Source organism: Deltaproteobacteria bacterium (assembly GCA_026388545.1).
Classification (GTDB): Bacteria; Desulfobacterota; Syntrophia; order Syntrophales; family UBA2185; genus JAPLJS01.
Genome location: JAPLJS010000070.1, coordinates 1 through 24,364, shown reverse-complemented (window position 1 = coordinate 24,364; position 24,364 = coordinate 1). Strand labels below are relative to the sequence as shown.

The window sequence follows — 24,364 nt, the reverse complement described above, 5'->3', positions numbered from 1 at the left end:
TTTAACTCCCATTTGCTTTTTTTATAATTGTTTCTTCCAGACAATCAAGGCCCACGTTTTCTTGTGTTCCTTTTTTCATATCCCTCAATTCAGCCTTATTTTCTATAATTTCCTTTTCGCCTAAGATAAGCGTATAGTGACATTTGAGTTTGTCCGCTCTGTTCATCTGACTTTTAAGGCTTTTCCCCGAATAATCCATTTCCGCTTGAAATCCGTTTATACGGAGTCGGTTGCATATCGCAAAGGCTAATTTTTGTGCCTTATTACCGAGGGCAGCGATGAAGATGTGGGGGGGTACCAAAAAATCCTCATCCTTAATAGGTGAAATTGAAATCAGCCGTTCACATCCAATCGCAAATCCTATTCCAGGGAGATCCGGTCCGCCAAGATCTTTTACAAGGCCGTCGTATCGACCGCCGCCGACGACGGCATTCTGGGCTCCAAGATGTTCCATCACTACTTCAAAGGTTGTTTTTGTGTAGTAATCCAGGCCACGAACCATCTTGGTATTTATTTCATAGGATATAGCGAAAGTATCCAGGGATTCCTTTACCTTTGCGAAATGATCCTCGCATTCAGGACATAGAAAGGTAAGCAGCCTTGGCGCTCTCTCAATTATCTCGCCGCAATGTATCATTTTGCAATCAAAAACCCTCAGAGGATTTGTACTGACGCGACGCCGGCAATCTTCGCAAAGACCCTCTTCTTTTCCCTGTAAAAAAACGGTTAATGATTTTTTAAACGAAGGGCGGCATTCAGTACATCCGAGAGAATTAATTTGTAGCTTTAGATGAGAAAGCTGCATGCGCTTCAGAAATTGGATGAGCATGAGAATTACTTCGGCGTCTGCACGAGGATCGTCGATGCCGATGAGTTCGACATTAATCTGGTGAAACTGCCTGTATCTGCCTTTTTGCGGTCTTTCACGTCTGAACATAGGACCGATTGTGAAAAGTTTTGCCACTGGATCAGTAGCATACATGGCATGTTCCAGATATGCACGTATAACAGAAGCGGTTGCCTCAGGACGGAGAGTCAGATATTCGTCGCCACGATCAGGAAACGTATACATCTCCTTTTCAACGATATCAGTGGATTCTCCGATACTTCTTCTAAAGAGATCGGTTTTTTCGAGGATTGGCACCCTTATTTCACGAAAACCGAAATTAGAGAATATTTCTCGCGCTAATTCCTCGATGTATTGCCACTTTCCCGTTTCTTTAGGGAGTATATCTTTAAATCCCCTGATTGCGGTGATAATTTTCATAAGTATTCGCCACTAATTTAAATTGCTCGTCACAGCGATTGTGCCTGTTGATTTTTTCCCTTGCAGCAGTTTTTGTTATTTAATAAGGGGGAGAGCGATAACACATAAAGCATTGAAGTGCAAGAAAATATTGTTTTTCTATTTATGTTGACAGGGGTAAATCTATTCAAGAAGTTCTTATCTGAAGACATTATACGCTATTTTTTTACCATCTGTTGTTATGTTGATGGCGCCGTTTATATCAGTTCTCAATATCTTTGTTCCGAGCATTAAGTACCTTTTAAGAACATCAGGGTGAGGATCATTATAGACGTTGTCTCTGCCGCAGCTGATCACGGCAATTGATGGTTGTACTCTATTAAGGAAAGGTATTGTGCTGGAAGTGAATCCACCATGATGGGGGACAAGCATGATATGACTTTTGATATTTTTACCTGATTTGATAAGCCGGGTCTCCGATGGTTCCGATATGTCTCCCGGCAAGAGGATACTCACATTCTCGATTGTTAAATTCATGACAATGGCATCATTATTTGTTCTGTCGAACTTCCGGGGAAGGAGGTCCTTCTTTAAATCAACCGGATTCGGGGGATTTAATATGTTGATCGTAGTATTATTGATTTTTATTTCGCCGGACTTTTCCGATACCAGCCTGTGGGCTATATTCTTTTCATTGATCATCTTCACGAAATCTTTATAAGTCTCGGTTTCTGAATCCTCGCCGTTTGTCCAGACCTCTTTAACATCGAAATGTGACAGAATATAGATCAACCCATTGAGATGATCGGGATGGGGATGGGTAAGCACGACGATATCGATACATTTTATCCTTTCATGCCAGAGAAACGGGGCGATAACATACTTCCCGATATCAAAAACATTTTCATATGTCCCACCGCCATCGATAAGTATCTTTTTACCCCCCGGCAATGTAACCAGTGTGGAGCTTCCCTGTCCGACATCGATGAAGGTAACGTTCAGCTTTTCATTGTTGTTAACGCTTGCATATAAATATATTGCATCAATTATGAAAAAAACTGTTAGAGTTGCGAGTGTAATTCGGTACCATTGAGGACCGAAAGTACTTTTGCTCTCAGAATCGTCGTTTTTTTTCTTTTTCCGGAAATCAATAAGCTTAATAGCGGCTATAAGAAAAAAATAGTAGGCAGCAATTTCTAATAATGTAGGCGTACTCACAAAATAAGATGAACCAGGAAGTGAGGCAAAGAAATCAACCAGTGAAATTGAAATCCGGACGAGAAAAGTTGAAATGTTTAAAAAGATTAAAGCCAGTGTATGTGATAACGGAGCGGCAACGATAATAGCCATACATACAGGAATGGCCATAATGCCCATTATGGGGACAACGATTAAATTTGACAGGAGGACTATGGTTGATACTCTGTTAAAATAAAAAACAATTAGCGGCAAGGTCCCAAGAGTTGCACTCAATGACACGATAATGAAAATAAGGATATTTTTATAAAATATTTTCACCCATACTGTGTTGTTTGGTATTGCTTCGGTAACGCCTTCGGGGAGCATCATGCGCAGTCTCGGTGTGATGAAAAGGATTGCCCATACTGCCATAAATGAAAGCTGAAAAGAAATATCAAAGAGTGAATAGGGAGAGATAACGAGTATAATCAATGCTGCCAGAGCCAGACTGTTGTAGAGGTCTCTCCCCTTATCCATAATAATCGCTATCATGAAGGTTACCGCCATGATAGAGGCACGAACCACGGAAATACCCAGACCGGCAATGAAGGTATAAATGATCACTGGTATAATTCCAAAAACAGTGGAGACTTTGATGATATTGAACCTCAAAAGAAGATACGTGGAGGATTTCATGATTAATCTTATGGCAAAAAATGACAGGAAAGCAATGATACCTATGTTAAATCCGGAAATTGCGATAATATGCGTTGTGCCGGTTTTGTTAAAATTTTCCATTACATCTTTGGGGATTTCCTTTTGATCTCCCAGGATCATGGCCTGAATAATTTCTCTTTCCGGTGACGGGGAATTTTCCATAATGAAATTTTTTATCTTCTCCCTTAATCGTTCGAGATGTGTTTTGAAAATATTCCCCTGATTTTCTCTCAAAATGACAATTCCGGAGGAATCTTTAATAAACCCGCGTACCATGATTCCTTTGTATCTGAGATGCTTTTCATAATCAAAGCCGCCGGGATTCCGGAAGCTGTGCGGTGCTTTAAGCCTGGTCTTAAATCGCACAAAATCCCCATATTTAAATTCCTGCTTGGTTTCGACTGAGAGCAGTACAAGACCCATAACCCTTATATCAGCATCATCCTTAATGATCCTGCCTGTTGTAACAGTTAATTCTGTACGATCAGGCGATATCTGAGGATTTTCACAAATCACCCCTTCAACAGTTACCCTCTCTTTACTGATATAATGAGAAATGTGATTTGATCCGTGATCCTGATAGAGATAAATATTAATGTTAAGAATGCCAAGGAATGAAGAAGATACAATAAGAAGTATCACCATCATTTTTTCAGATTTTTTTAATGATGCTAAAAGGAGGAGTATTAAGGCAACGAGGAGAGATGTAAGTAACGGCAGGTCGGCAACTCGATAAAAATTACCAATAGCAATGCCCACAATAAAGGCAACAAGAAGAGGAATTAATGGTCGCTCCATGGCATGTGTTCATTGAAGCTCCCCGCAGACTGCTGGGGGAAATTTTCGATCCTTATGGAAATTATTAATCGCATTTGTCCGTTAACCCGGACGCACGCTTTGGGGTTTAGCGGTCGCTGCCGATTCAATTATAAAAGGAAATAAAATTTTCATTCCAAGTAAATAAATATTTGTCAAACTGTCACTATTACTATGTCTCAAAATATTTGTAATGTCTATGAACATATTATATTTGTTAGATTAATTTTTCATAATGCTATACCATACCAGACATGATATATATAGTAAACAGGGTGTTCATACTCTTTATTTTGCATATCGAAAACGTTTTTTTAAAATGAAGAACCAAGCAGGCATTGAGATACAATGAGTAATCAATTGTTGCAGGAAGAAGGTGTTGATAGGAGAATTAATACATTAATTTTATCGAGGGTTGCAATCGTTACCTTTCTTTTTGGTATTACAACGGTTTTAAATATTCAAAGAACAGAAATACTTCCAGAAATATCAATTACATTTTTTTATATCATTTTTGCACTTACCTACTTCCTTTCACTCGTTTATCTACTTCTTCTGAAGTTCATAAAAAATACTAAACTGAACATATACATCCAGACACTCTGTGATGTGGTCTTAATAACCGCCCTTGTATACGTCACAGGTGGTATCAGAAGTATATATTCGGTTTTTTATCCATTGGTTATTATATACTCGGTTTTGTTTTTAGAAAAAGGAGGGGGACTAATCATTGCCTCTGCTTCCAGCATTTTCTATGGTTTATTGATTGATTTGGAATACTATAACATTATCCATCCAATATACGCTATAGCCGTTCATGATTATGATTCTGGTGCTGGGTATGTCTTTACGCGGATTTTCATCCATATTCTCTCTTTTTATATAATTGCCTTGCTTGCCAGCTTTGTAGTTGAAAAAGAGAGGAAAGCAAGAATACTTCTTGCCGAGAAAGAAACCGCCTTTGATCAACTTGATTTGCTCCACAGGAGTATTATTGAATCAGTTGATACGGGTATTATGACAATCAATCTCCAGGGTAAGATTAAATCTTTTAACAGGGCTGCGGAAGAGATTTCGGGATTGACCTTTGCTGAGGTAGAAAATAGAAATGTTGTTGAAATATTTCCCGACTTTGTACATATAAAGGAAAAAACTTCACAAGAAGATTATAAAAGTTTAATAAAAAACAGATATAATTTGGAGTTCACAAGCAAAGGAAATAAAAATCTGATACTTGGTTGTTCAGTATCACTTCTCAAGGATAATAAAGATAAACGGATCGGTAACATTTTAATTTTTCAGGACCTTACATCCATAATGAAAATGGAAGAAGCCCTCGAAAAAAACAAAAGACTCGCCATTATCGGAGAAATGGCAGCGGGTCTTGCACATGAAATGAGAAATCCTCTTGCATCCATCAGCGGATCAATTCAAGTCCTCAGGCAGGATATTAGTCTTAGTGCCATAGACGAGAGACTGATGCAGATAATTCTCAGGGGTAAGGATCAGCTCGAAAATATTATAAAGGATTTTCTGCTGCTCGCAAGACCAATACAGGGAAATCAGCAAACCATTATAATCAGAGAAATTATTGAAGACGTTGTTGAATCCGTTCATTATGTTCCTGACTGGAATGATAACATTACAGTGTCTCTTTCGCTATCCGATAATCTGACTGTTTATGCAAATAGGGCAGAAATCCGAGCAATTGTTTGGAATCTGATACTTAATTCTGTTCAGGCTATGCCGGAAGGGGGAATTCTATCTATTGAAACGAAAAAAATCTTATCTTACGATGGTTCAAATGAACATCTTGAGATACGAATAAGCGACACTGGGTACGGGATAGATGAAAAGTATCTGAACAAAATATTTGAACCGTTCTTTACAACAAAAGAGAGAGGAACAGGTCTCGGTCTTGCAATCGTGAACAAACTTGTTGAAGGATACGCCGGAACTACCAAAATTGAAAGCAATATCGAAAGAGGAACAACCTTCTCATTAACATTACCCTTAAACTAAGACGATGTTGGTATATTGATTTGATCAGTTTTTAAAGAAGGGAAATAACAATGGCTAAGATTCTCGTAGTGGATGATGATCAAGGGATAAGAGAATTTCTTGAAATCATGCTGACGAAAGAGGGGTATGATGTGACCGTTGCAAATGACGCAACGAAAGCTCTGAGCCGCTGTAAAAAAGAGCACTTTGATCTCATACTTACCGATTTGAAGATGCCTAAAGTTGATGGCATTGAGTTTCTGAAATCAGTCAAGGATGTCTGTCCGGAAACAATGGTAATATTAATTACTGCCTATGCGTCTCCTGAAACGGCGGTGTCTGCTATGAAAGAAGGGGCATACGACTATATCGAGAAGGGCGTTGATATAGAAGAACTAAAATCAATCATAAGTAATGCCCTTGATAAAAAAGGTGTCAGGGAAAGTGATGCGTTATTTATCAAAGAAGTAGAGTATGCTGTTTCCTATGGAAATATGATCGGAAAAAGCAAAGGAATGCTTAAATTATATTCGATTATTAAAAAAGTGGCTGAAACACCGACTAACGTTCTCATCCTCGGTGAGAGTGGAACAGGCAAGGAACTTGTTGCAAAAGCCATTCATGAAAATAGCCAAAGAAAAAACATGCCGTTTGAAGTAATTAACTGTGGGGGTGTCCCGGAAAGTCTCCTTGAAAGTGAATTATTTGGTTATGTGAAAGGTGCATTTACAGGCGCCTATAGCGATAAACCCGGTCTTTTTGAGATTGCACGTGGAGGGACTATATTTCTGGATGAGATTGGAGACTTACCTCCACTACTTCAAGTAAAACTTCTTAGAGTTGTTCAGGAAAAGACATTCAGAAGGGTAGGTGGGGCAGAAGAAAAAAAAGTCGATGTCAGAATCATCTCTGCCACCAACAAGAATCTGGAAGAAAAAGTCAAAGATGGTTCCTTCAGGGAGGACTTATATTTTCGCCTCAATGTCATACCGATTCACATTCCACCCTTGAGAGAAAGAAAAGAGGACATACCCATCTTAACAAAGCATTTTATTGAAAAGTGTTCAAGGGAATTTGGAAAAGAGATTAAAACAATCTCTTCCTATGCAATGGAGCTTCTCATGAAGTATCCATTTCCCGGAAATGTCAGAGAACTAGAAAATATCATTGAACGTAGTATTGCCCTTGAGACATCGAATATTATCCTGCCAGAGAACCTTTATATGTCAGGGAATCTCAAAGAGGTAAGTACGTTTGCGGATGTTGACATACCTGTATGGTCAATTCCTCAAGAAGGTGTGAACTTGAATGAAGAAGTCGCAAAGTATGAAAAGCATCTAATAGAAGAGGCTTTAAGAAACGCTAATGGATCTAAGACGAAGGCTGCTGAGATTCTTCGGGTTAGCTTTGATTCATTGCGTTACCGGATTGAAAAACTTGGCATAAACTGAAATTCAAAAAGAATATTTCTTGACATAATTGAGGTTTGGATTTATATGACAACGCACAGGAAGTGCGTAGGGATAGAGAAAAATGACAGTCATGATATGCAATCAGGTAGAAAGATTATTTGCTTATTTTAGCTTTTTTAGTGGGGTCTGCCTGCCGCGCTCATGACCAGAAACAGTTAATAGAGCCGTGGGCAGACCGATGATCTGTCCACGGTTTATTTTATCAGAGGCCGTGGATTTTCCAGGGCCTTTTTTATTTTCTGTGGGAGGAAGAAATGAACAAATATTGTCAAAGAATTACTTTTGCGGTTCTGGTGGGGTTACTATGTTCTTGTAGTACTTCAGATGTAAAACCAAAGACAATCAAAGTTGGTGCGGCCATAAATTTGACCGGTCCAGCTTCAACCTGGGGGCAGTTTCATGCCAAGGGTCAGCAGGATTATTTTCGTTACGTAAACGAGGTTAAAGGGGGCGTCGGAGGAAAAAAGATTGAAATGATTCTCGTTGATACCGGATACAAGGTCCAGGAGGCTGAGGCTGCGGTAAGAAAATTTGCCATCCAGGATCAAGTTGATATGATTGCGACCTGGGGGGCTGGTGAAGGATTGGCAGCAAAGCCGATTGTTCAGCAATACAAGATACCTACTATTAATTACTCCACAAGCTGGGAGATCCTTGAACCACCCGTAAGTTACATGTATCTGCCCTTTGGAAGCTATCGAATGGACAGTTATGCGATTCTCGAATACATACGTACAATCCACAAGGGAAAAGATGTACCAAAAGTAGGCCTTTTGACCTATAACAATGCATATGGCCGTTCTATACACCAGCCTTGCAAAGAATACGCAAAAAAAATTAATATCAATATCGTGGCGATAGAAGAGTTTCCACCGAAGACTGTTGATTTGACAACGGAATTACTTCGTTTACAAAAAAGCGGTGCGGAATATATAGTCATGCAGATGCTTCCTGCCGCGATTATAACGGCTTTCAAGAGTGCAGACCGTATTAATTATAGCCCCGCATTTTTTGGAACATGGACATCAACTGATCCTGATTTTTTTAAACTTGGCAAAGGGTTGATCAGAGATCGGCTGCGCATCCAATTTCCTGGCGGTTTACCAGCAGATAAAAGCTCAGGCATCAAGATCATGGAAGAACTATGGCAGCGCTATAAAACTGTTGACAAGTTTGATGCCTCATACTGGGAGGGTGTTGTAGTTGCTATGATTATGGAAAGAGCATTTGTTCAGGCACAACAAAACTATAAGGAAATTAACAAAGAAACAATTAACAAGGCCATGGAATCCTTCAATAACGAAGACTTCGGTGGTATCGTTCCAAATATTACCTATACAACAAGCGATCATAGTGCCTCATTTAAGGCCAGAATTGTGAAAGTCGGAGAAGACGGTTCTTTCACACCTCTGACAAACTTTTATAATCCCTTAGAGGAAAAGATTAAATTATTGAAGTAATAAAGTTAGATTATGAAAGCATATCGGGGAAAGCCGAGCATATTTATTTCCAGGAATCCGGAAGAGAATGTTGCCGAGCTTGAGGTCAGGAACCTTTCCTTGAGTTTTGGCGGCGTTAAAGCGCTGAATGATATTGATATCTCCGTGCACACAGGTGAACTGGTGGCGATTATCGGGCCGAATGGAGCCGGTAAGACGAGTCTATTAAATTGTATAACGGGTTTTTATGTACCGCAAAAGGGACGCATTCTGTTTAACGGAAAGGATATAACACATTTACCCCCACACCATCTTGTCCGGGTAGGTATTGGAAGAACCTTTCAAAATATTGAGCTCTTTCCCGGCATGACCGTTTTATCCAATATGCTTCTGGCGCGCCATAATCACTGCAAATATGGAATTATTCCGGCATGTCTTTTTTCACCGTCGATACGGAAAGAGGAAATTCATCACCGCCGTGTCCTGGAAGAACTGATTGATTTCCTTGAAATCCAAGCTATCAGAAAGAAGATGGTAAAATCATTGCCGTACGGTTTGATGAAAAGGGTTGAACTAGGTCGTGCACTTGCCCTTGAGCCAAAACTTCTGATCTTAGATGAACCGTTTGCAGGCATGAATCTCGAAGAAAAGGAAGACATGGTCCGTTTTTTAACCGAGATGAACCAGGCATGGGGGCAGACAATGATTCTGGTAGAACATGATATGTCCATAGTGATGAGCATCTCCCAGCGAATTGTTGTTCTTAATTTTGGAGAGAAGCTTGCTGAGGGTAACCCGGATGAAATTAGAAACCATCCGGAGGTAATAAAGGCGTATCTCGGCGATACAGTCAGTGTCTAAAAATAAGCTAGGTGCTTCCGGTGGTTAATAATAAACTTAGTGACGAAGAAATACTCTCATCTTATACACAATACACCTTACCACAGATTTTGTTGAAGCAAGCGGAGAGATTTGGTTCAGAAGGGACAGCTATTCGAGAAAAGGCTTATGGAATCTGGCAAAAATATGACTGGCTGGAATACCATGCTTATGTGAAAAAAACGGGACTCGGTTTAAATGCCATCGGACTTAAAAGAGGGGAAAATGTCGGCATCATCACAAACAACGTTCCGGAATGGCTCTTTAGCGAAATCGGCTGTCAGTCGATGGGCGGGATATGCCTCAATTTATTTACATCTTCTGTTGCCGAAGAATTGTGTAGTGCCCTCAGTCGAATCAAGTCGACCTATGTCGTAGCTCAGGATCAGGAACAGGTAGACAAGTTACTTGATGTCCGTATAAAACTGCCTCATATTCGTCGGGTTATTTATATTGATCCTACAGGGATGAGGACCTACAAAGAGAATCCATGGATTCTTAGTTTTTCTGATCTTTTGGCCCTCGGAGAAAATCGTGACCGTGAAAACCCCGAATTGTTCCTTGAGGAAGTGCGGAAAGGCAGGAGGGATAATGTAGCCATAATGATACAGACCTCCGGGACGACGGGGATTTCCAAACTTGCAATGCTTTCTCATAGAAACATTACTGAAATGTCCGGAAAGTGGATAGAGGCTCTTCACCTAAACGCAGGAGAAAACTGGATATCAATATCTCCGCCTGCATGGATTGTAGATCAGATGTGGGGTGTCGGTACGGCACTTTTAGGCGGAATGACCATGAATTTTCCCGAAATGCCTGACACAATCACTGATGACTTTCGAGAAATCGGACCATCAATTATCATCACATCATCCCGATTCTGGGAAGACCTGGCATCGCGAATTATGGTAAAAATGGACGCCGCCGGTTTTATCAATCGTAACCTCTTTGCTTTTTCAATCGATATTGGAAAAAAAGTTGTAGAACTTCAGTCAAGGAAAGAATCTATTCCCGGTTATTTAAATTTACTTTATCGCATCGCCTCTGCCATAATTTATAGACCATTGCTCGATAGAGTAGGATGTGCCGGTTTTCAAAGCGCCTTCACAGGCGGACATCCGATAAGTCCTGATGTTATTCATTTTTTTCGCGCAATTGGATTGAATCTTAAACAGTGTTACGGTCTAACCGAGGCAGGTGGAATATTCCAGGTTCAGCCCGACGGCGAAGTACAGCTAGAGTCCGTGGGGAAACCTTTGCCGAGGACTCTTGTGAAGATTGCAGATGATCAGGAAGTTCTTGTACAAAGTGATTCAAACTTTGTCGGATACTATAACGATTTCAAAGCAACGGAAGAGGCCTTTGACAGCGGATGGCTCAAGACCGGCGACGCAGGTTATATAGACAAAAATGGTCACCTTATAATTATCGGGCGAAAGGGTGATATTATTAAAAACAAAGAGGGAGAAGCCTTTTCACCGGATTTTATCGAGACGCGTCTCAAGTTCAGTCTTTACATTAAGGAGGCTGTCATGTTTGGTGAGGGGCGTCCCTATATTACCGCTCTCATCAATATAGACATGGGTAATGTAGGAAACTGGGCGGAAGAGCGTATGATACCCTATACGACATATATAGACCTGTCCCAACAGACGGCTATTGAAGAACTGATACTTAATGAAGTCAAGAAAGTAAACAGCAATTTGCCGGACCTCATGAAGATCCGAAAATTTATATTGCTCTATAAACTCCTTGACGCTGATGATGAAGAGCTGACGAGAACCGGTAAAGTACGCAGGAGATTTATTTATGGCCTTTATCTCAAACTTATTGAGGGGATGTACACAGGAAAGCAAGACGTTAACATCAAAACAAAAGTTCAGTATCGGGACGGGCAGATTGGTGAAATTGAAACAACAGTGAGAATTATTAACGTCAGTTAAGGGATAGCATATGAATTTTTTTCTTCAACTTTTAATAAATGGTATAAGCATAGGATTTTTATATGGACTTTCCGCCATGGGCTTTGTCATGATTTTTAAATCTTCCAGTGTCCTCAATTTTGCCCATGGTGAATTGCTGGCCCTGGGCGCCTTCTTCTTTCTCGCCATGGTAACATGGGCACAATTGCCGATAGCTGTTGCCTTCCTTGTGACCCTTGCGGGTTGTTTTATCCTAGGATTTTTCATTGAGCGCTTCTTTTTACGTCCTCTTATTGGTGAACCGCTTATCTTTGTGATCATGTTGACGGTGGGACTCGCTTCAATGTTCAAAGGTGTAATGCTTCTTGTGTGGGGGGGTAATTTGCATACCTATCCTGACTTTCTACCGGAATTTTTAAGCATTCAGTGGAATATGATTAATATACCTCCAGTTTATACGGCAGCTTTCATCATAGGTTTGATCTTTCTCATACTTTTTGGAGTTTTCTTTAAGTATTCGTCACAGGGGATATTTATGAGATCTGTAGCGGATAATCAAAAAGCGGCCCTCTCTCTGGGAGTTCATGTCCAGAAGGTCTTTGCTCTATCGTGGGCGATTGCAGCTCTCGTTGCCGGCATGAGCGGCATAGTCTTAGGTATTATAAACGGCATTAACGTGCATGATCTCAGTGCCATCGGCCTCAAGGTATTCCCTGTGGTTATCCTTGGCGGACTGGACAGCATCGGTGGCGCCATTATCGGCGGACTCATTATAGGGCTTCTTGAAACATTCACCGGAGGTTATATTTCGACATCACTCCGAGATGTTGTACCGTATATTATACTCGTATTCATACTTATGGTAAAACCCTACGGGCTCTTTGGTCTGGTGGAAATTGAAAGGGTGTAAGGTAAAAATGAAAAAATTTCAGTTCCACCCCTGCGGTAATTATAAGGAAAAATACGAGCAGGAAATAACCATCTTTGAAACTGATTTTGGCAGACTCTGGTCGAAGATCGGCATTGCCTTCCTTTTTGTTATTGTCCCGCTCATGATCAGTCCTTATTTTCTTCATGTGCTTAACATGATAGGGATAGCATCTATTGCGGCGATCGGCTTGAATATCCTTATTGGATATACAGGACAGATATCACTTGGTCACGGTGCCTTTATTGGAGTCGGGGCTTATGCTGCCGCAATACTCGCGACGTCGGCAAACATACCTTTTCTTCTTAACCTGCCAATTGCCGGCCTGATCTCCGCATTGGTAGGTATGATTTTTGGTATCCCCTCAGGGCGCCTCAAAGGATTATACCTTACCATTGCAACCCTTGCAGGCCAGATTATCATCGAATATGTTCTCATTCACTGGGAAAGTCTGACAAAAGGTACTATGGGAATTACCCTTCCGAGGCCTTCTATCTTTGGATTCGAGTTGGCCAGTGATCGAAGCTTCTTTTTTATTATCTCTCTATGTCTTGTGGTAATGATCTGGATTGCGGTAAACCTCATGCGAACAAAGTATGGCAGAGCCTTTATTGCAATTAGAGACAATGACAGGGCTGCGGAGGGTATGGGAATTCCCATATTCAGATATAAGCTCCTCTCCTTTGGAATCAGTTCGTTTTATGCCGGCTTTGCCGGTGCACTTTGGGCATATTATATGGTCAGTATTACAACGGAACCATTCAACCTGGGGCTCTCCGTCGAATACATCGCTATGGTAATCATCGGCGGCCTGGGAAGCATTACCGGTTCCATTTTCGGTGCATGCTTCATAACATTTTTGAATGAAATTTTACGCTGGCTTACAGATATAGTTATGAACATGGGAATCTTTACAACATCCGGCTTGAATGTAGCGCCACTGAGAGAATTCTTCTTTGGACTGGCTATTGTCATATTTATTCTCTTTGAACCGCGCGGACTTGCAGAGGTATGGCGTATTATCCGTTCCAATTTCAGGTTATGGCCATTTCCCTATTAAAGGTTTTATTGAATGACTGATACCACCATACTTGATATCAACAATATTTCCGTTGTGTATTCTGATGTTATTCAGGTTCTTAAGGGAGTATCCCTTACCGTTAATAAGAAACGCATTGTTTCTCTTTTGGGAAGTAACGGAGCCGGCAAATCAACGACGCTAAAAGCCATATCAGGACTGCTTAAACCCGAAAATGGCAAAGTGACGGAAGGGACAATCATGTATGAAGGAGCGCAGATTCAGAATCAGGCTCCGGAGATCATTACGCGTAAGGGAATAATCCAGGTTCTGGAAGGACGCCAGCCTTTCAAATATTTAACTGTTGAAGAAAACCTTATTGTGGGAACAGCGATTCGATGGGGGAAACCATATAAAAAAGACCTTGAAATGGTATATCATTATTTTCCTGCCATATTAAAAAGAAGGAAAATGCTGGCGGGGTATTGCAGCGGTGGAGAACTTCAAATGATTGTAATGGGGAGGGCTTTGATGGCTCACCCGGAACTTTTGCTTTTAGATGAACCATCTCTGGGACTTGCTCCCATGATTGTTAAGGAAATATTCCAGATCATAAAAAAGATTAACGAAGAACAGAAAACAAGTATTATTCTCGTCGAACAGAATGCCAATATGGCCCTGCAGATTTCTGATTACGGGTATGTTATGGAAAATGGCAAGATCGTTATGGAAGGTACTGCAAAAAATCTTGTTGAGAATCCTGATATAAAAGAATTTTACCTGGGTATGGGGGCTTCGGGAACGTTCAAATCGTATAAAGATGTTAAGTCATATCGACGTCGAAAACGATGGCTTTAATTTATGGAATATTTATAAATTGACTCTGTAAACTCTAATGGTGAATGAATATGACAAATTATTATGATCATAAAGAATGTATGCCTACGGAAGAAAGGGAAAGCCGGAAGGCATTACAAATAACAGATATGATTACGGCAGGTTACCATAAATCCAGTCGTATAAGAAAGATGTTTGAAAATCTGCAGCTCGATTATTCTAAAGTTAGTACCTTGGTTGATTATGAGCGGCTTCCCATAATTTCGAGGGAAAAGTTAATCGAACTTGAAATGTCCGAACCACCCTACGGAGGACTGAATAACGCAGAAGCAGAAATTGATAGAATATTTATTTCTCCGGGTCCTGTATATGAACCTCACCTCTCCGAAAACGATCATCTATGGGCAAGGGCATATCAAGCCGCCGGGATCGGAAAAGGCGACGTAGTCCTCAACGCCTTTTCCTATCATATGGTTGCTGCCGGTCTAACCTTTCATGGAGGGTTAAGGCGTGTCGGTGCAACGGTCATTCCATCGGGAACTTCAAGTTCACAACTCCAGGTTCAATTGATTCGCGATTTGGAAGTAACCGCTTACACAGGTACCCCCAGTTTCTTACTTGCCATTATAAATAAAGCCGAGGAAATGGGGTACAATTTTAAAAAAGACTTTAGGGTAAGACGTGCGTGTTTCGCCGCCGAACCCCTTGCTCCATCATTGAGAGAAAGATTTGAGCAGGAATATACTATTGATACCTATCAGATGTACGGAGCAACCGAGGTAGGAGATGTGTCTTTTGAGTGTAGAGAAAAGAAAGGCTGGCATATCTGTGAGGAAGTTCTCGTGGAAATTGTTGATCCGGCCACGGGGAAAAAGGCGCCATCAGGGGCGTTGGGAGAAGTTGTGGTAACTCGTTTTAATACTATTTATTTTCTTTTTCGGTTCGGAACAGGCGACCTTTCAAGGATAATAGAAGCTCCCTGTCCCTGCGGGAGGACATCATATCGTTTGGACGGCATCGCCGGGCGGGTGGGTGATGCAGTGAAAGTCAGGGGACTTTTCATAGCACCGAGTCAGTTACATAAAATTAGAGAAAAATTCGACAATGTAAAATTTCAGATCCTCGTCACCAGAACTTCTCATGAAGATATTTTAACGGTGCGACTGGAGTCGAAAGAGACATCAATAAATACGGTATCCCTGGAAGATGACTTCAGGAAATTCTTTAAAGATGTATGTACGGTAAAGATCGATCGTATGGAATTGTTGAATCCAGGCACGTTAAAAGAAGATGATAGATTGATTGTCGACCAACGTGAATGGAAATAAATATACTACCGTATACCAGATGGTTTTTATAAATTGACGGGCACGGAAATGTCTTTCATCTTCAGCTGGATGTCGGAAGCCCCGTTCCAGCTGTTAATATGAGGCGTAAAGACGATATCCAGATTAGATCCGGTCAGCAAGCGAATAAGATGACCTTTATTGAACCAGATGGAATTGTAGGTTATACCGTCTCCGGTTATACGCATCGACAAGTGGTTATTGCCTACCACATAGGGGGAAGTGACATTTATGTTTTTTACACAGAGAACAGGTTCAGGATTACCACTGCCGAAGGGGGCAAGTCTTCCGATCTGAGATATTAGTTCATGGTTTATTTCGTTGAGATTACACATGGCGTCAATGTTGGTTTGGGAAACAAAATCCAAAACAGTTATTTCCTTACTGATAATTCCCTCAAGCATGCTTGAGAATTCTTTGATATCTTCTTCTTTGATAGATATCCCGGCAGCGTAACGGTGTCCTCCATAAGATAACAGCAAAGATTCGCATTGTTTCAAACCCTGATAGATATTAAAATCAGCAATGCTTCTCCCTGAGCCCTTGCCGATACCATCTTTCAGACTTATCAAAATAGTAGGCCTGTAATATCGATCAACAAGTTTTGAAGCTACAATGCCGATTACGCCCGGGTGCCATTTTTCCGATGCAAACACAAGCGATCTGACCTTTTCCGTATCCAACGTTCCTTCTATTTCGCCAAGTATTTCATTGAGGATGGCCTTTTCCATCGCCTGTCTTCTACGATTATAAATTTCAAGATTATGAGCTATCCTCCTGGCCTCTTCAATGTCGTCGGTTAAGAGAAGTTCAACTGCTTCACTTGCAGATGCAACACGTCCTGCAGCATTAATCCTCGGAATCAGACAGAAGGATGCTTTGCCGGAGTCAATAACCTGATTTTCTAAGCCGCAAATTTCCTTTAAGGCCCGGAGCCCCACTCTCTTGCTTTCTGTTATCAGATCAAGACCGATCTTTGTAAATATTCTGTTTTCATCGGTTAGCGGACAGATATCGCCTATGGTTCCAAGGGCAACAAGGTCTAAATATTCTTTGAGGTTCGGATATTTTCTGTTTTCCCAGAAACCGTCTTTCCGCAGTTTTCCTCTCAAAGCAATAATAAAATTAAAAACAATGCCCACGGCGGCAAGATGTTTAAAGAGGAATGTGCATTCCTTGCGATTCGGATCGATTATCGCGACGGCGTCCGGGAGAATGTTGGGAACTTCGTGATGATCTAATATGATAGTATCTATGCCGATCGATCGTGCATAAGCTATCTGCTCGTGATCGGAAACTCCGCAATCTACAGTAATAATAAGCTTGACATTGTCGGCCTTCATACCGTCAATTGCGGGTGTGTTAAGGCCATATCCCTCCTTAATTCGATCAGGAATGTAATATGACACAGTGTGGTCGATATCCCTGAGAAACTTTAAAAGAACAACGACGGATGTCACACCATCGGCATCATAATCACCGTAAATGACAACTTTTTCCCGATCACAAATCGCTCTAATCAGACGCTGAACACCCTTTTGCATGTCTTTCATTAAGAGAGGATTGTGCAGATCATTCAAGGAGGGGAACAGGTATCTATTCGCTTCATCAGTGGTCAGGATATGGCGGCTCGTCAATATACGGGAAACAATCTGGTGAATCTGCAGTTCTTTGACCAGAATATCCTGTATGTCCCTACTGCCCTCTAACATCTTCCAGTTCGTTGTAGGTAGACTTGTCGCCTTCATAGTTGATACAATCTCTGCTCATCCGGAAATTTGATATACATCATGCGTTAATTCAAATTATTTTAATAATATCAATATACGTCACTATGTCAAGAAAAGAATGATCGCAGTAAGAATAACATCTTAAACTCATTTGACAATTGGCAGGAAAGACGATTTTAAGCTCCCGTTTTCTCCCTTGATATTTAACTCATAAAATGATAGTCAAATAGCAGAAATTAATATACTGCTTTCCTCGGGAATCTTTCTCTATCAGTACTCGATATGTTCTGCATAAAGGAGACATTATGAATAAATCACTTCGTTTCATTCTCTTAATTATTTTATGTGTTTTACCTTTTTTACTCAGCATGGGTTCTCGGTCGGGGGAAATTTCGCCTGATAAGATACCCGTACCGGTTAAAAAATTTACCGCTACTTTTATCGACCAAATGGATGTTATTACCGAATGCAGGGATATCAGCATCGAGGGAGGGACATTTATAGCGGGGAATAGGGGAGATGGAAAATATACGATCTCCTTTGACAATATAAATAACATCGTTTTTCGCCTGAACGAAGGTAGAATGAGCGGCCTCATAAAACTTAACGACGGCAATACCATCGAGCTTGTTTTGAATAAAGATCACAGGGCTTACGGCCTTACAAAGTACGGGACATTCCAAATAAAGCTGTTAGATCTTAAGAAGGTTATCATCAGCGGAAGTCAGAAACGAGGGTAAGAAGCTCCTGCATATGTTAGGAATCGTTCATGTTAATGATTACCCACACATGGGTTCTGAAAGAATTTCTTGGCGCAGGTGGTTTAAATGAGGATAACCTTGACCTCTTCACGTATAATATAGCTCCTGATATTCTTTGTTTCCATAAATCAATCACACCCGAGTTAACCCACGGTATATCGAGATTTCGAATACTGCCTTCAGGGCACAAAAAGGCTTCGTTCGTCCATTTTCATCTCCTTACCGATGATATTGCACATTATGGGAAAATAGGTGATAGATTAGGCAATGATTTTATCCCGGACTCTGATGGATATTCGTACGTAAAGGGCAGACAGTTGATCCAACCTGTCCATGATTTTCATAAAAGCATCGGAAATGAAGTAAGTTACAGTCAGACGGCATACAGAGCACATATTATCATTGAAATGGCGTTCGATTTAGTTCTCTATGAGAAGCATGAGGCCCACGACCTGGTAAGTCTTTTTTACGAGGCACTGAACCACACTGTTGGCTACAAGATTACCGGGTTCAGCCGCACACTGGAATGGCTCTATGGAATTGAGAGGGCAGTCATCATTGAAGCCATGCAGCAGGGTCTTGCTGCATGTTCGCTCGAAAGAATAAACAGTTTCATGAATATGGAAGGCCGAATCTGTTTATATATCGACAAATTCGGCCTTGATAAGAACGATGTTCATACCAGGACGGGAATAAGAGATCTTATGCTTCAAGGAATGGCTTTAGTCAGTGATTATAAAGAATTTATATATCCAACATTTCAGGCTATAAGAGACTCCGGCTTTATCAATCCGTTATAGCGCCTTCTTCACAAAACCAGAACGTATACACCTCGTACAAACCTTTGTACGTTTTATTGCCCCTGTTTTTTTGTCTACACAACGCAGCTTCTGCAAATTAGGATACCAGGTTCTTTTTGATCTATTATTGGCATGGCTTACGTTGTTACCAACAACCGGCTTTTTGCCGCATACCTCGCAGATTCTCGACATATTTTATCTCCAATGAATAGTGTGGGCTGCTAACTAAAACATCATGGTAAAATTTGCAAGTGTTTTTTTATACACCTGATAATGTGTGTATCTCCCGTGACCTGCTTTGTGCTGCGTATTATTATCACAATTTTGAAACTAATATTGAAAATTTTAAAGATTAGTATTATTCTCCATTAATGTAAGGATAATATTGACGGTTTCGTAAAAAGCCAGATTTCGTCTCTATTTGTCATTCCCGCGAAAGCGGGAATCCAGTAATGTTAAATAGTTCTAGACTCCCACCGCAGTTTATCCCCACGAAGGCGGGGACCTGAGTGACAGGGCTTTCGACTTATTACGAGTTCTTAATACTTCTGAGGTTAGAAATTATGAAAACGAAGATAGCCATTTTAACAGGTGGAGGAGATTGTCCCGGTTTGAATGGTGCGATAAAATGGGTGACAAAAAGCGCTCTTGATCCTAAACTCGTGCAGAAACGTTCCGTTTCCTTCGAGGTTGTAGGTGTTGTCGAAGGCTGGAAGGGATTAGTAGATATCGATCCGGACGATCCCAAAAGCTGTGATCGATACCTTAAACATCTTGATGAAGAGACAGTTCGAACATGGGATCGCTATGGTGGAACAAACTTGGGAACGTCGCGTACCAATCCGTTTAATCCGATAAATGACCGCTCTGAAAGGTTAATTGAAAACATTAAAAAACTTGGGATTGATGTTGTTGCCGTACTGGGCGGAGAAGATACCCTCGGTGTTGCGTATAAATTGCATAAGTTAGGTGTAAAGACGGTAGGGATTCCGAAGACAATCGACAATGACCTTACAGGAACTGAATATTCACTCGGTTATGATACGGCAGTTAATGTGATCACAGAGGAAATTGATCGTTTACGAACAACTGCGGGTTCTCACAGCCGTATCTTTGTCGTTGAAACGATGGGGCGCCATGCGGGGTGGCTTGCGCTTCACGGAGGTGAATGCAGCGGCGCTTATATTATTTTGATACCTGAATACCCTTTTGATATGGATGAGGTGTGTGAACTTCTTCGTGAGCGGAAGGGACGGGAAATACACTATTCAATTATTGTAGCTTCTGAAGGGGCAAAACTCTCGGGAAAGCAGGAATTCCTCAGAGACAATAAAGTTGATGACTTCGGCCATACTACCCTTGGGGGTATAGCGAGTTATGTTGCGAATGAAATTGAAATAAGAACAGGTTTTGAATCACGATCTCTCGTCTTGAGTCATTTACAGCGAGGCGGAACGCCATCTGCACATGACCGTTTGATGGCCAGATGGTTTGGCATTGCCGCTGTCGATATGATTGTCAATGAAGATTTCGGGCGCATGGTGAGTCTTGTTAGGGGTGAAATTACCAGTGTTCCTCTGAAAGAGATCATCAACAAACTAAAGCTGGTTGATGTGAATAAGTATTACGACACGGAAAGGTATAATGGCCGAAGATCAATCCTGTAGAGATTAAACTTTTCATGGGTTAGTGATTTTTGAGCTTTCACCTATGTATCAATAACCTCTATTTCCCCTCCCTTGATGGGAGGGGATTGAGGGGAGGGTGACATTTTTCCTAAAGTCAATGACATTGAAACAAAACATAACCATATTGCGGTGAAAATATGTTGACATACAAGACAGATCCCAATACTATTCACTAATCCCTTAAGACAAACCTATCCATTTAATCAGGCGATCCCGAAATGGAGGTGCAAAATGAAGAAAAGCACAGTAGCTTTAATTCACCGAGATCTTTTGCCAGGGGCCAAGGGTACCGATCAGGACGTTCTCGCCTATCCCCCCAAGTCAGTAGCTGCTATCGAAGAGATGATCGCGGAAGCCTTTAGGCTGAGCGCGGGCGGAGTGAAAAAGGTCATCCGTCCGGGGCAACGGGTCTTCCTCAAGCCCAACTGTTTTGCCAATGTCCCGCCGACCAATTACGCCTCGATAGACCCCCGTTTCATGGAGGCCCTCTGCCGGGTTATCAAGCGGGAGGTACCCGATTGCTACCTGAGGATGGGCGACAGCCCTTCTTTGGGTAAAATCCTGGGCGGCTCACGGAAGGCCTTAGAGAAAACCGGCCTGGAAGCAGCGGCGCGGCGCGGTGGTATTGACGAAGTAGTCTACCTGGACGAGACGGAGCTGGTCGAGCTGGACGTCCCGGCGGGCAAGGCAATCAAGAAAGCCCGCGTCTTCAAGGCGCTGGCCGAGGCAGACGTGCTTGTGGACGTACCGAAGATGAAGACCCACATCGAGGGCTATGTGACGATGGCTCTCAAGAACTGGAACGGGGTGGTCGTCTGGGACGGTTCTACGCCCTTTGGCAGCCATCATTCCGCGATGGAAGGCTCACACCGAAGCGACCTGGGACAAAAAATGGTGGACCTGCACAAGGTCCTGCCGCCCCATTTCACCATCCTGGACGGCATCATCGGCATGGAGGGGCAAGGCCCACACGCCGGTAAGCGGGTAGACATGAACTGCGTCATCGCCAGCAAGGATGCAGTGGCCGTGGATGCGGTGGCCTGCCTGGTGATGGGTATTGACCCTTTCGAGGTTCCCGCTGTCCGCATCGCCCATCACGAAGGCGTGGGCAAGGCCAGGTTCCCCGAGGAGATCAAGGTTGTGGGAACGCGCATAGAGGAAGTGCGCCGGTATTTCAAGCGCCCCGTCGGCGATCCGGCAGGGGCGGTTGCGGGGATAGACGTGTACGAGACCGGTACCTGTCCGGGATGCATGGCGATGATTCGCGGCGCGCTGGACGGTTTTGCCGCCTCAGGCAAGCGTGTGGAGAAAGTGGGCATCCTGTCTGGCTGGAATGTGCCCGCCCCGGCGATGGACTACAACCTGTTCATTACCGTCGGCGATTGCTGGAAAACCTCGCCGAGCAAAAAGGATATTGATAATTATCTAAATCGCCTGCGGAAAAAGGGCGCCAAGGTGCTGGACTACGCCGGGTGCTAACCTGTGTATGTCTTGGTGGAAATCGACAACGCCCTCCAGGCGTTTGTAGACGGAGAATTGTAAAGGGAGAAGCCTTCCCAAATATAGGGTTCATGGTAGTGACTCCAGTCGCTTTTTCCGTACGGCAAACAACTAAAGTCGCTGCTATGAGTAAAAAACGTTAGAGTACAGCACGAAAGGAGGATGTGAAATGAGACCGACAGTTGTTATCGATCCTAAAACAATGGACTGGGCGCCATGCCCGGACGACCTGCCCCCCGGGGCGACACTCAAGTTGCTCAGCATGGACGAAAAGACCGGCGTGACGGCTGCACTGGTTAAGTTCCCGGCCGGCTACGTGGAGCCGAAACACGGACACCCCTGCGGACACGACATCTTAATCGTGCAGGGCGCGCTGGTCGATACTGAGACCGGCCAGAAGACAAGCAAAGGTATGTTTTTCTATGCCCCGGCCGGAGACGTCCACGGCCCCTTCCAGGTACCCAAAGATGAGGACTGCATCTTCTTCGTAGTCACCGATGGGCCACTGTTTCCGTTGGTAAAGTAGGTGTAACTTCGGATGGAAGAAACTTAACACTCCCTCTCCCTCGATGGGAGAGACACCCATTTAACTTCCCTCCCTTGATGGGAGGGATAGAGGGAGGGTGAGAAGATGATTCGTTTCCCCTTCCCCTTGATCCCGTCCCACCGGAGGAGGGGAAGTTTCTTAGAAGGAGCGAGTGAGCCGAAGCCACAAGGCGAAGCCGTGGTGGGACGTGACAATCCGACGAAGTCGTTGCGAGGGCATAGCCCGTGGCAATCTCACATCTGTCATTCCGAACGAATGTGAGAAATCTTTAAGATCCCTCCCTTCAGTCGGGACAAGGATTTCTCCTTTCAGTCGAAATGACAAAGCGGGAGTTTTTTCAAAGGTCTCGATGACCGGTTAAAACGGGGGCTACTCAACAAGGCAATTAGGTTGCCGGCAAACTGAAATATGGTTTTCTTAAAATTGAAATGTACATGAGTCTACACATAACCGTTTTTTATTGAAAGGGGTGGCTACGGTTACTTCGTCCACCAAGCACCCTTCACCCGGTAGTCCGTACACCTGATCAAATCAAATTCCAATTAGGCTACAAACTGACAGCACCTACGAGTCAATAGTAAGAGTCTTATTCAGGAAGTGAACATTACGGTTGAAAGTCAACATAAGATTACGGATGCAGCAAAAGCTGATAGCTGTCCACTACATCCGTTTGATTCACACACTTGATGATGGCAGTGTCACCTTGCCTCAATGATGCAGATGAAATTAGGGAAACATTTGGGAAATCGCTCGTTCCTCTATTTCGCCCGTTCGAATGTCAAAATTACCCGCGTCATTCCTTTTTCTGGTCGGAGAGTCGATTTCATCCATGGTGTGAGAACATGGAACCGGTCACCATCGAACTTGAGAAAACGTACCTGTTCAGTACCCATCCATGCAGGGTTCCAAGAACCATCTACTTTAATTATCATCTTGTCTCCTTCGATACGAAACATACCCGTGTAAGCTAACATGGACTTAAATAGGTTAGCGCGATCCAGATCTGTTTTCGGTGCCGTGCGCCCCTCGCCCGTAAGGACCGTCATCATGCGCCCCTCACGAGTGAAGATTGAATAGCCTGTAGGGCTCTTTCCCAAGACAAGTTCTCGTTCACCCGTTGCTTGAAATTCCGATTCCCAGGAAACTAACTTCCAAGTACCGAGGAGCTTTGTATGATCATCGGCATAACTCGGTGGTACTGCAAAGAGAAACAAAACCAAAACAACTAACCATTTCAACTTAAACATAGTGCCCTCCTTTTTTTTGTTCCTTTTAAAGATTTATGATTTTTTTTAGACTTAAAGGGGAAGGTTCTAATTACATATTCAGGGATAATAGAGCCGGCCCCTTTTCCTCCTTTACCTTCCGTCCGGATCAATTCCGGCATTGATCTTATTTGCTGCCTATGTTACGGTAATCGACAGTTACTTAACGGTTCGAACCGTCAAGTTTTTTAAATTATTTTTTTCCTCTCAAATTGCCCATTTTTCAATCGGGTTCGACTGGTGAAAAAATGGTCAAAAATGCCAATCCATCCA

At 42.5% G+C, this 24,364-nt stretch carries 19 protein-coding genes; 13 read left to right on the top strand and 6 right to left on the bottom strand.

What is annotated here, in order from left to right; all coding sequences use genetic code 11:
• Position 1: 1 nt before the first annotated feature.
• Both hisS and NTW12_07830 read right to left on the bottom strand, forming a co-directional pair.
• Positions 2–1,261, bottom strand: a complete 1,260-nt coding sequence (gene hisS, locus NTW12_07835) for a histidine--tRNA ligase (GenBank protein ID MCX5846252.1) — start codon at positions 1,259–1,261, stop codon at positions 2–4.
• 183 nt (positions 1,262–1,444) lie between these two features.
• On the bottom strand, positions 1,445–3,940 hold the full coding sequence (locus NTW12_07830; protein ID MCX5846251.1) for a DNA internalization-related competence protein ComEC/Rec2: 2,496 nt from the start codon (positions 3,938–3,940) through the stop codon (positions 1,445–1,447).
• 378 nt (positions 3,941–4,318) lie between these two features.
• Between NTW12_07830 and NTW12_07825 the strand changes: the two genes are divergently transcribed.
• The 9 genes from NTW12_07825 (at position 4,319) to NTW12_07785 (ending at position 15,782) form a co-directional block, all read left to right on the top strand.
• Positions 4,319–5,980 carry an ATP-binding protein gene (locus NTW12_07825; GenBank protein MCX5846250.1) on the top strand — a complete coding sequence of 554 codons (1,662 nt, stop codon included), beginning with the start codon at positions 4,319–4,321 and terminating at the stop codon, positions 5,978–5,980.
• Positions 5,981–6,030: 50 nt separating this feature from the next.
• Complete coding sequence (locus NTW12_07820; protein ID MCX5846249.1) at positions 6,031–7,410, top strand: sigma-54 dependent transcriptional regulator; 1,380 nt, start codon at positions 6,031–6,033, stop codon at positions 7,408–7,410.
• 275 nt (positions 7,411–7,685) lie between these two features.
• Complete coding sequence (locus tag NTW12_07815) at positions 7,686–8,891, top strand: ABC transporter substrate-binding protein (protein ID MCX5846248.1); 1,206 nt, start codon at positions 7,686–7,688, stop codon at positions 8,889–8,891.
• 12 nt (positions 8,892–8,903) lie between these two features.
• A complete protein-coding gene (locus NTW12_07810) occupies positions 8,904–9,731 on the top strand; it encodes an ABC transporter ATP-binding protein (protein ID MCX5846247.1) in 828 nt (275 codons plus the stop codon).
• 20 nt (positions 9,732–9,751) lie between these two features.
• Entirely contained in the window at positions 9,752–11,692 is a 1,941-nt protein-coding gene (locus tag NTW12_07805) for an AMP-binding protein (protein ID MCX5846246.1), read from the top strand.
• 10 nt (positions 11,693–11,702) lie between these two features.
• Complete coding sequence (locus NTW12_07800) at positions 11,703–12,581, top strand: branched-chain amino acid ABC transporter permease (protein MCX5846245.1); 879 nt, start codon at positions 11,703–11,705, stop codon at positions 12,579–12,581.
• 7 nt (positions 12,582–12,588) lie between these two features.
• On the top strand, positions 12,589–13,659 hold the full coding sequence (locus NTW12_07795) for a branched-chain amino acid ABC transporter permease (protein MCX5846244.1): 1,071 nt from the start codon (positions 12,589–12,591) through the stop codon (positions 13,657–13,659).
• A gap of 12 nt (positions 13,660–13,671) precedes the next feature.
• Positions 13,672–14,475 carry an ABC transporter ATP-binding protein gene (locus NTW12_07790; GenBank protein MCX5846243.1) on the top strand — a complete coding sequence of 268 codons (804 nt, stop codon included), beginning with the start codon at positions 13,672–13,674 and terminating at the stop codon, positions 14,473–14,475.
• Positions 14,476–14,525: 50 nt separating this feature from the next.
• Positions 14,526–15,782 (top strand): AMP-binding protein, encoded by a 1,257-nt coding sequence (locus NTW12_07785; GenBank protein MCX5846242.1) that lies wholly within the window; start codon positions 14,526–14,528, stop codon positions 15,780–15,782.
• A gap of 26 nt (positions 15,783–15,808) precedes the next feature.
• Here the strand turns inward: NTW12_07785 and recJ are convergent, their stop codons facing one another.
• A complete protein-coding gene (gene recJ, locus NTW12_07780) occupies positions 15,809–17,548 on the bottom strand; it encodes a single-stranded-DNA-specific exonuclease RecJ (protein MCX5846241.1) in 1,740 nt (579 codons plus the stop codon).
• Positions 17,549–17,835: 287 nt separating this feature from the next.
• On the opposite strand from recJ, the gene NTW12_07775 reads away from it, so the two are divergent.
• Together NTW12_07775 and NTW12_07770 are read left to right on the top strand one after the other, a co-directional pair.
• Positions 17,836–18,270 carry a hypothetical protein gene (locus NTW12_07775; GenBank protein MCX5846240.1) on the top strand — a complete coding sequence of 145 codons (435 nt, stop codon included), beginning with the start codon at positions 17,836–17,838 and terminating at the stop codon, positions 18,268–18,270.
• Between the two features lie 29 nt (positions 18,271–18,299).
• Positions 18,300–19,091 (top strand): hypothetical protein, encoded by a 792-nt coding sequence (locus NTW12_07770; protein ID MCX5846239.1) that lies wholly within the window; start codon positions 18,300–18,302, stop codon positions 19,089–19,091.
• Here NTW12_07770 and rpmB read toward each other — a convergent pair.
• Positions 19,086–19,283, bottom strand: coding sequence for a 50S ribosomal protein L28 (rpmB, locus tag NTW12_07765; protein ID MCX5846238.1), 198 nt, complete (start codon positions 19,281–19,283; stop codon positions 19,086–19,088). The two genes, NTW12_07770 and rpmB, sit on opposite strands and share 6 nt — an antisense overlap.
• Before the next feature lie 371 nt (positions 19,284–19,654).
• Between rpmB and NTW12_07760 the strand changes: the two genes are divergently transcribed.
• Together NTW12_07760 and NTW12_07755 are read left to right on the top strand one after the other, a co-directional pair.
• Entirely contained in the window at positions 19,655–20,758 is a 1,104-nt protein-coding gene (locus NTW12_07760; protein ID MCX5846237.1) for an ATP-dependent 6-phosphofructokinase, read from the top strand.
• 252 nt (positions 20,759–21,010) lie between these two features.
• A complete protein-coding gene (locus tag NTW12_07755) occupies positions 21,011–22,258 on the top strand; it encodes a DUF362 domain-containing protein (GenBank protein MCX5846236.1) in 1,248 nt (415 codons plus the stop codon).
• A 376-nt stretch (positions 22,259–22,634) separates the two neighbouring features.
• On the opposite strand, the gene NTW12_07750 is transcribed toward NTW12_07755, so the two are convergent.
• Both NTW12_07750 and NTW12_07745 read right to left on the bottom strand, forming a co-directional pair.
• Complete coding sequence (locus NTW12_07750) at positions 22,635–22,865, bottom strand: hypothetical protein (GenBank protein MCX5846235.1); 231 nt, start codon at positions 22,863–22,865, stop codon at positions 22,635–22,637.
• A gap of 719 nt (positions 22,866–23,584) precedes the next feature.
• Complete coding sequence (locus NTW12_07745) at positions 23,585–24,064, bottom strand: lipocalin-like domain-containing protein (GenBank protein ID MCX5846234.1); 480 nt, start codon at positions 24,062–24,064, stop codon at positions 23,585–23,587.
• Positions 24,065–24,364: the final 300 nt, after the last annotated feature.

Bases quoted from the DNA above. Each gene is read 5' to 3' on its own strand.
- NTW12_07830 (MCX5846251.1), bottom strand. From the start codon at position 3,940: ATGGAGCGACCATTAATTCCTCTTCTTGTTGCCTTTATTGTGGGCATT.
- NTW12_07820 (MCX5846249.1), top strand. From the start codon at position 6,031: ATGGCTAAGATTCTCGTAGTGGATGATGATCAAGGGATAAGAGAATTT.
- NTW12_07815 (MCX5846248.1), top strand. From the start codon at position 7,686: ATGAACAAATATTGTCAAAGAATTACTTTTGCGGTTCTGGTGGGGTTA.
- NTW12_07810 (MCX5846247.1), top strand. From the start codon at position 8,904: ATGAAAGCATATCGGGGAAAGCCGAGCATATTTATTTCCAGGAATCCG.
- NTW12_07800 (MCX5846245.1), top strand. From the start codon at position 11,703: ATGAATTTTTTTCTTCAACTTTTAATAAATGGTATAAGCATAGGATTT.
- NTW12_07795 (MCX5846244.1), top strand. From the start codon at position 12,589: ATGAAAAAATTTCAGTTCCACCCCTGCGGTAATTATAAGGAAAAATAC.
- NTW12_07790 (MCX5846243.1), top strand. From the start codon at position 13,672: ATGACTGATACCACCATACTTGATATCAACAATATTTCCGTTGTGTAT.
- NTW12_07785 (MCX5846242.1), top strand. From the start codon at position 14,526: ATGACAAATTATTATGATCATAAAGAATGTATGCCTACGGAAGAAAGG.
- recJ (MCX5846241.1), bottom strand. From the start codon at position 17,548: ATGAAGGCGACAAGTCTACCTACAACGAACTGGAAGATGTTAGAGGGC.
- NTW12_07775 (MCX5846240.1), top strand. From the start codon at position 17,836: ATGAATAAATCACTTCGTTTCATTCTCTTAATTATTTTATGTGTTTTA.
- NTW12_07770 (MCX5846239.1), top strand. From the start codon at position 18,300: ATGTTAATGATTACCCACACATGGGTTCTGAAAGAATTTCTTGGCGCA.
- rpmB (MCX5846238.1), bottom strand. From the start codon at position 19,283: ATGTCGAGAATCTGCGAGGTATGCGGCAAAAAGCCGGTTGTTGGTAAC.
- NTW12_07760 (MCX5846237.1), top strand. From the start codon at position 19,655: ATGAAAACGAAGATAGCCATTTTAACAGGTGGAGGAGATTGTCCCGGT.
- NTW12_07755 (MCX5846236.1), top strand. From the start codon at position 21,011: ATGAAGAAAAGCACAGTAGCTTTAATTCACCGAGATCTTTTGCCAGGG.
- NTW12_07750 (MCX5846235.1), bottom strand. From the start codon at position 22,865: ATGGGTGTCTCTCCCATCGAGGGAGAGGGAGTGTTAAGTTTCTTCCAT.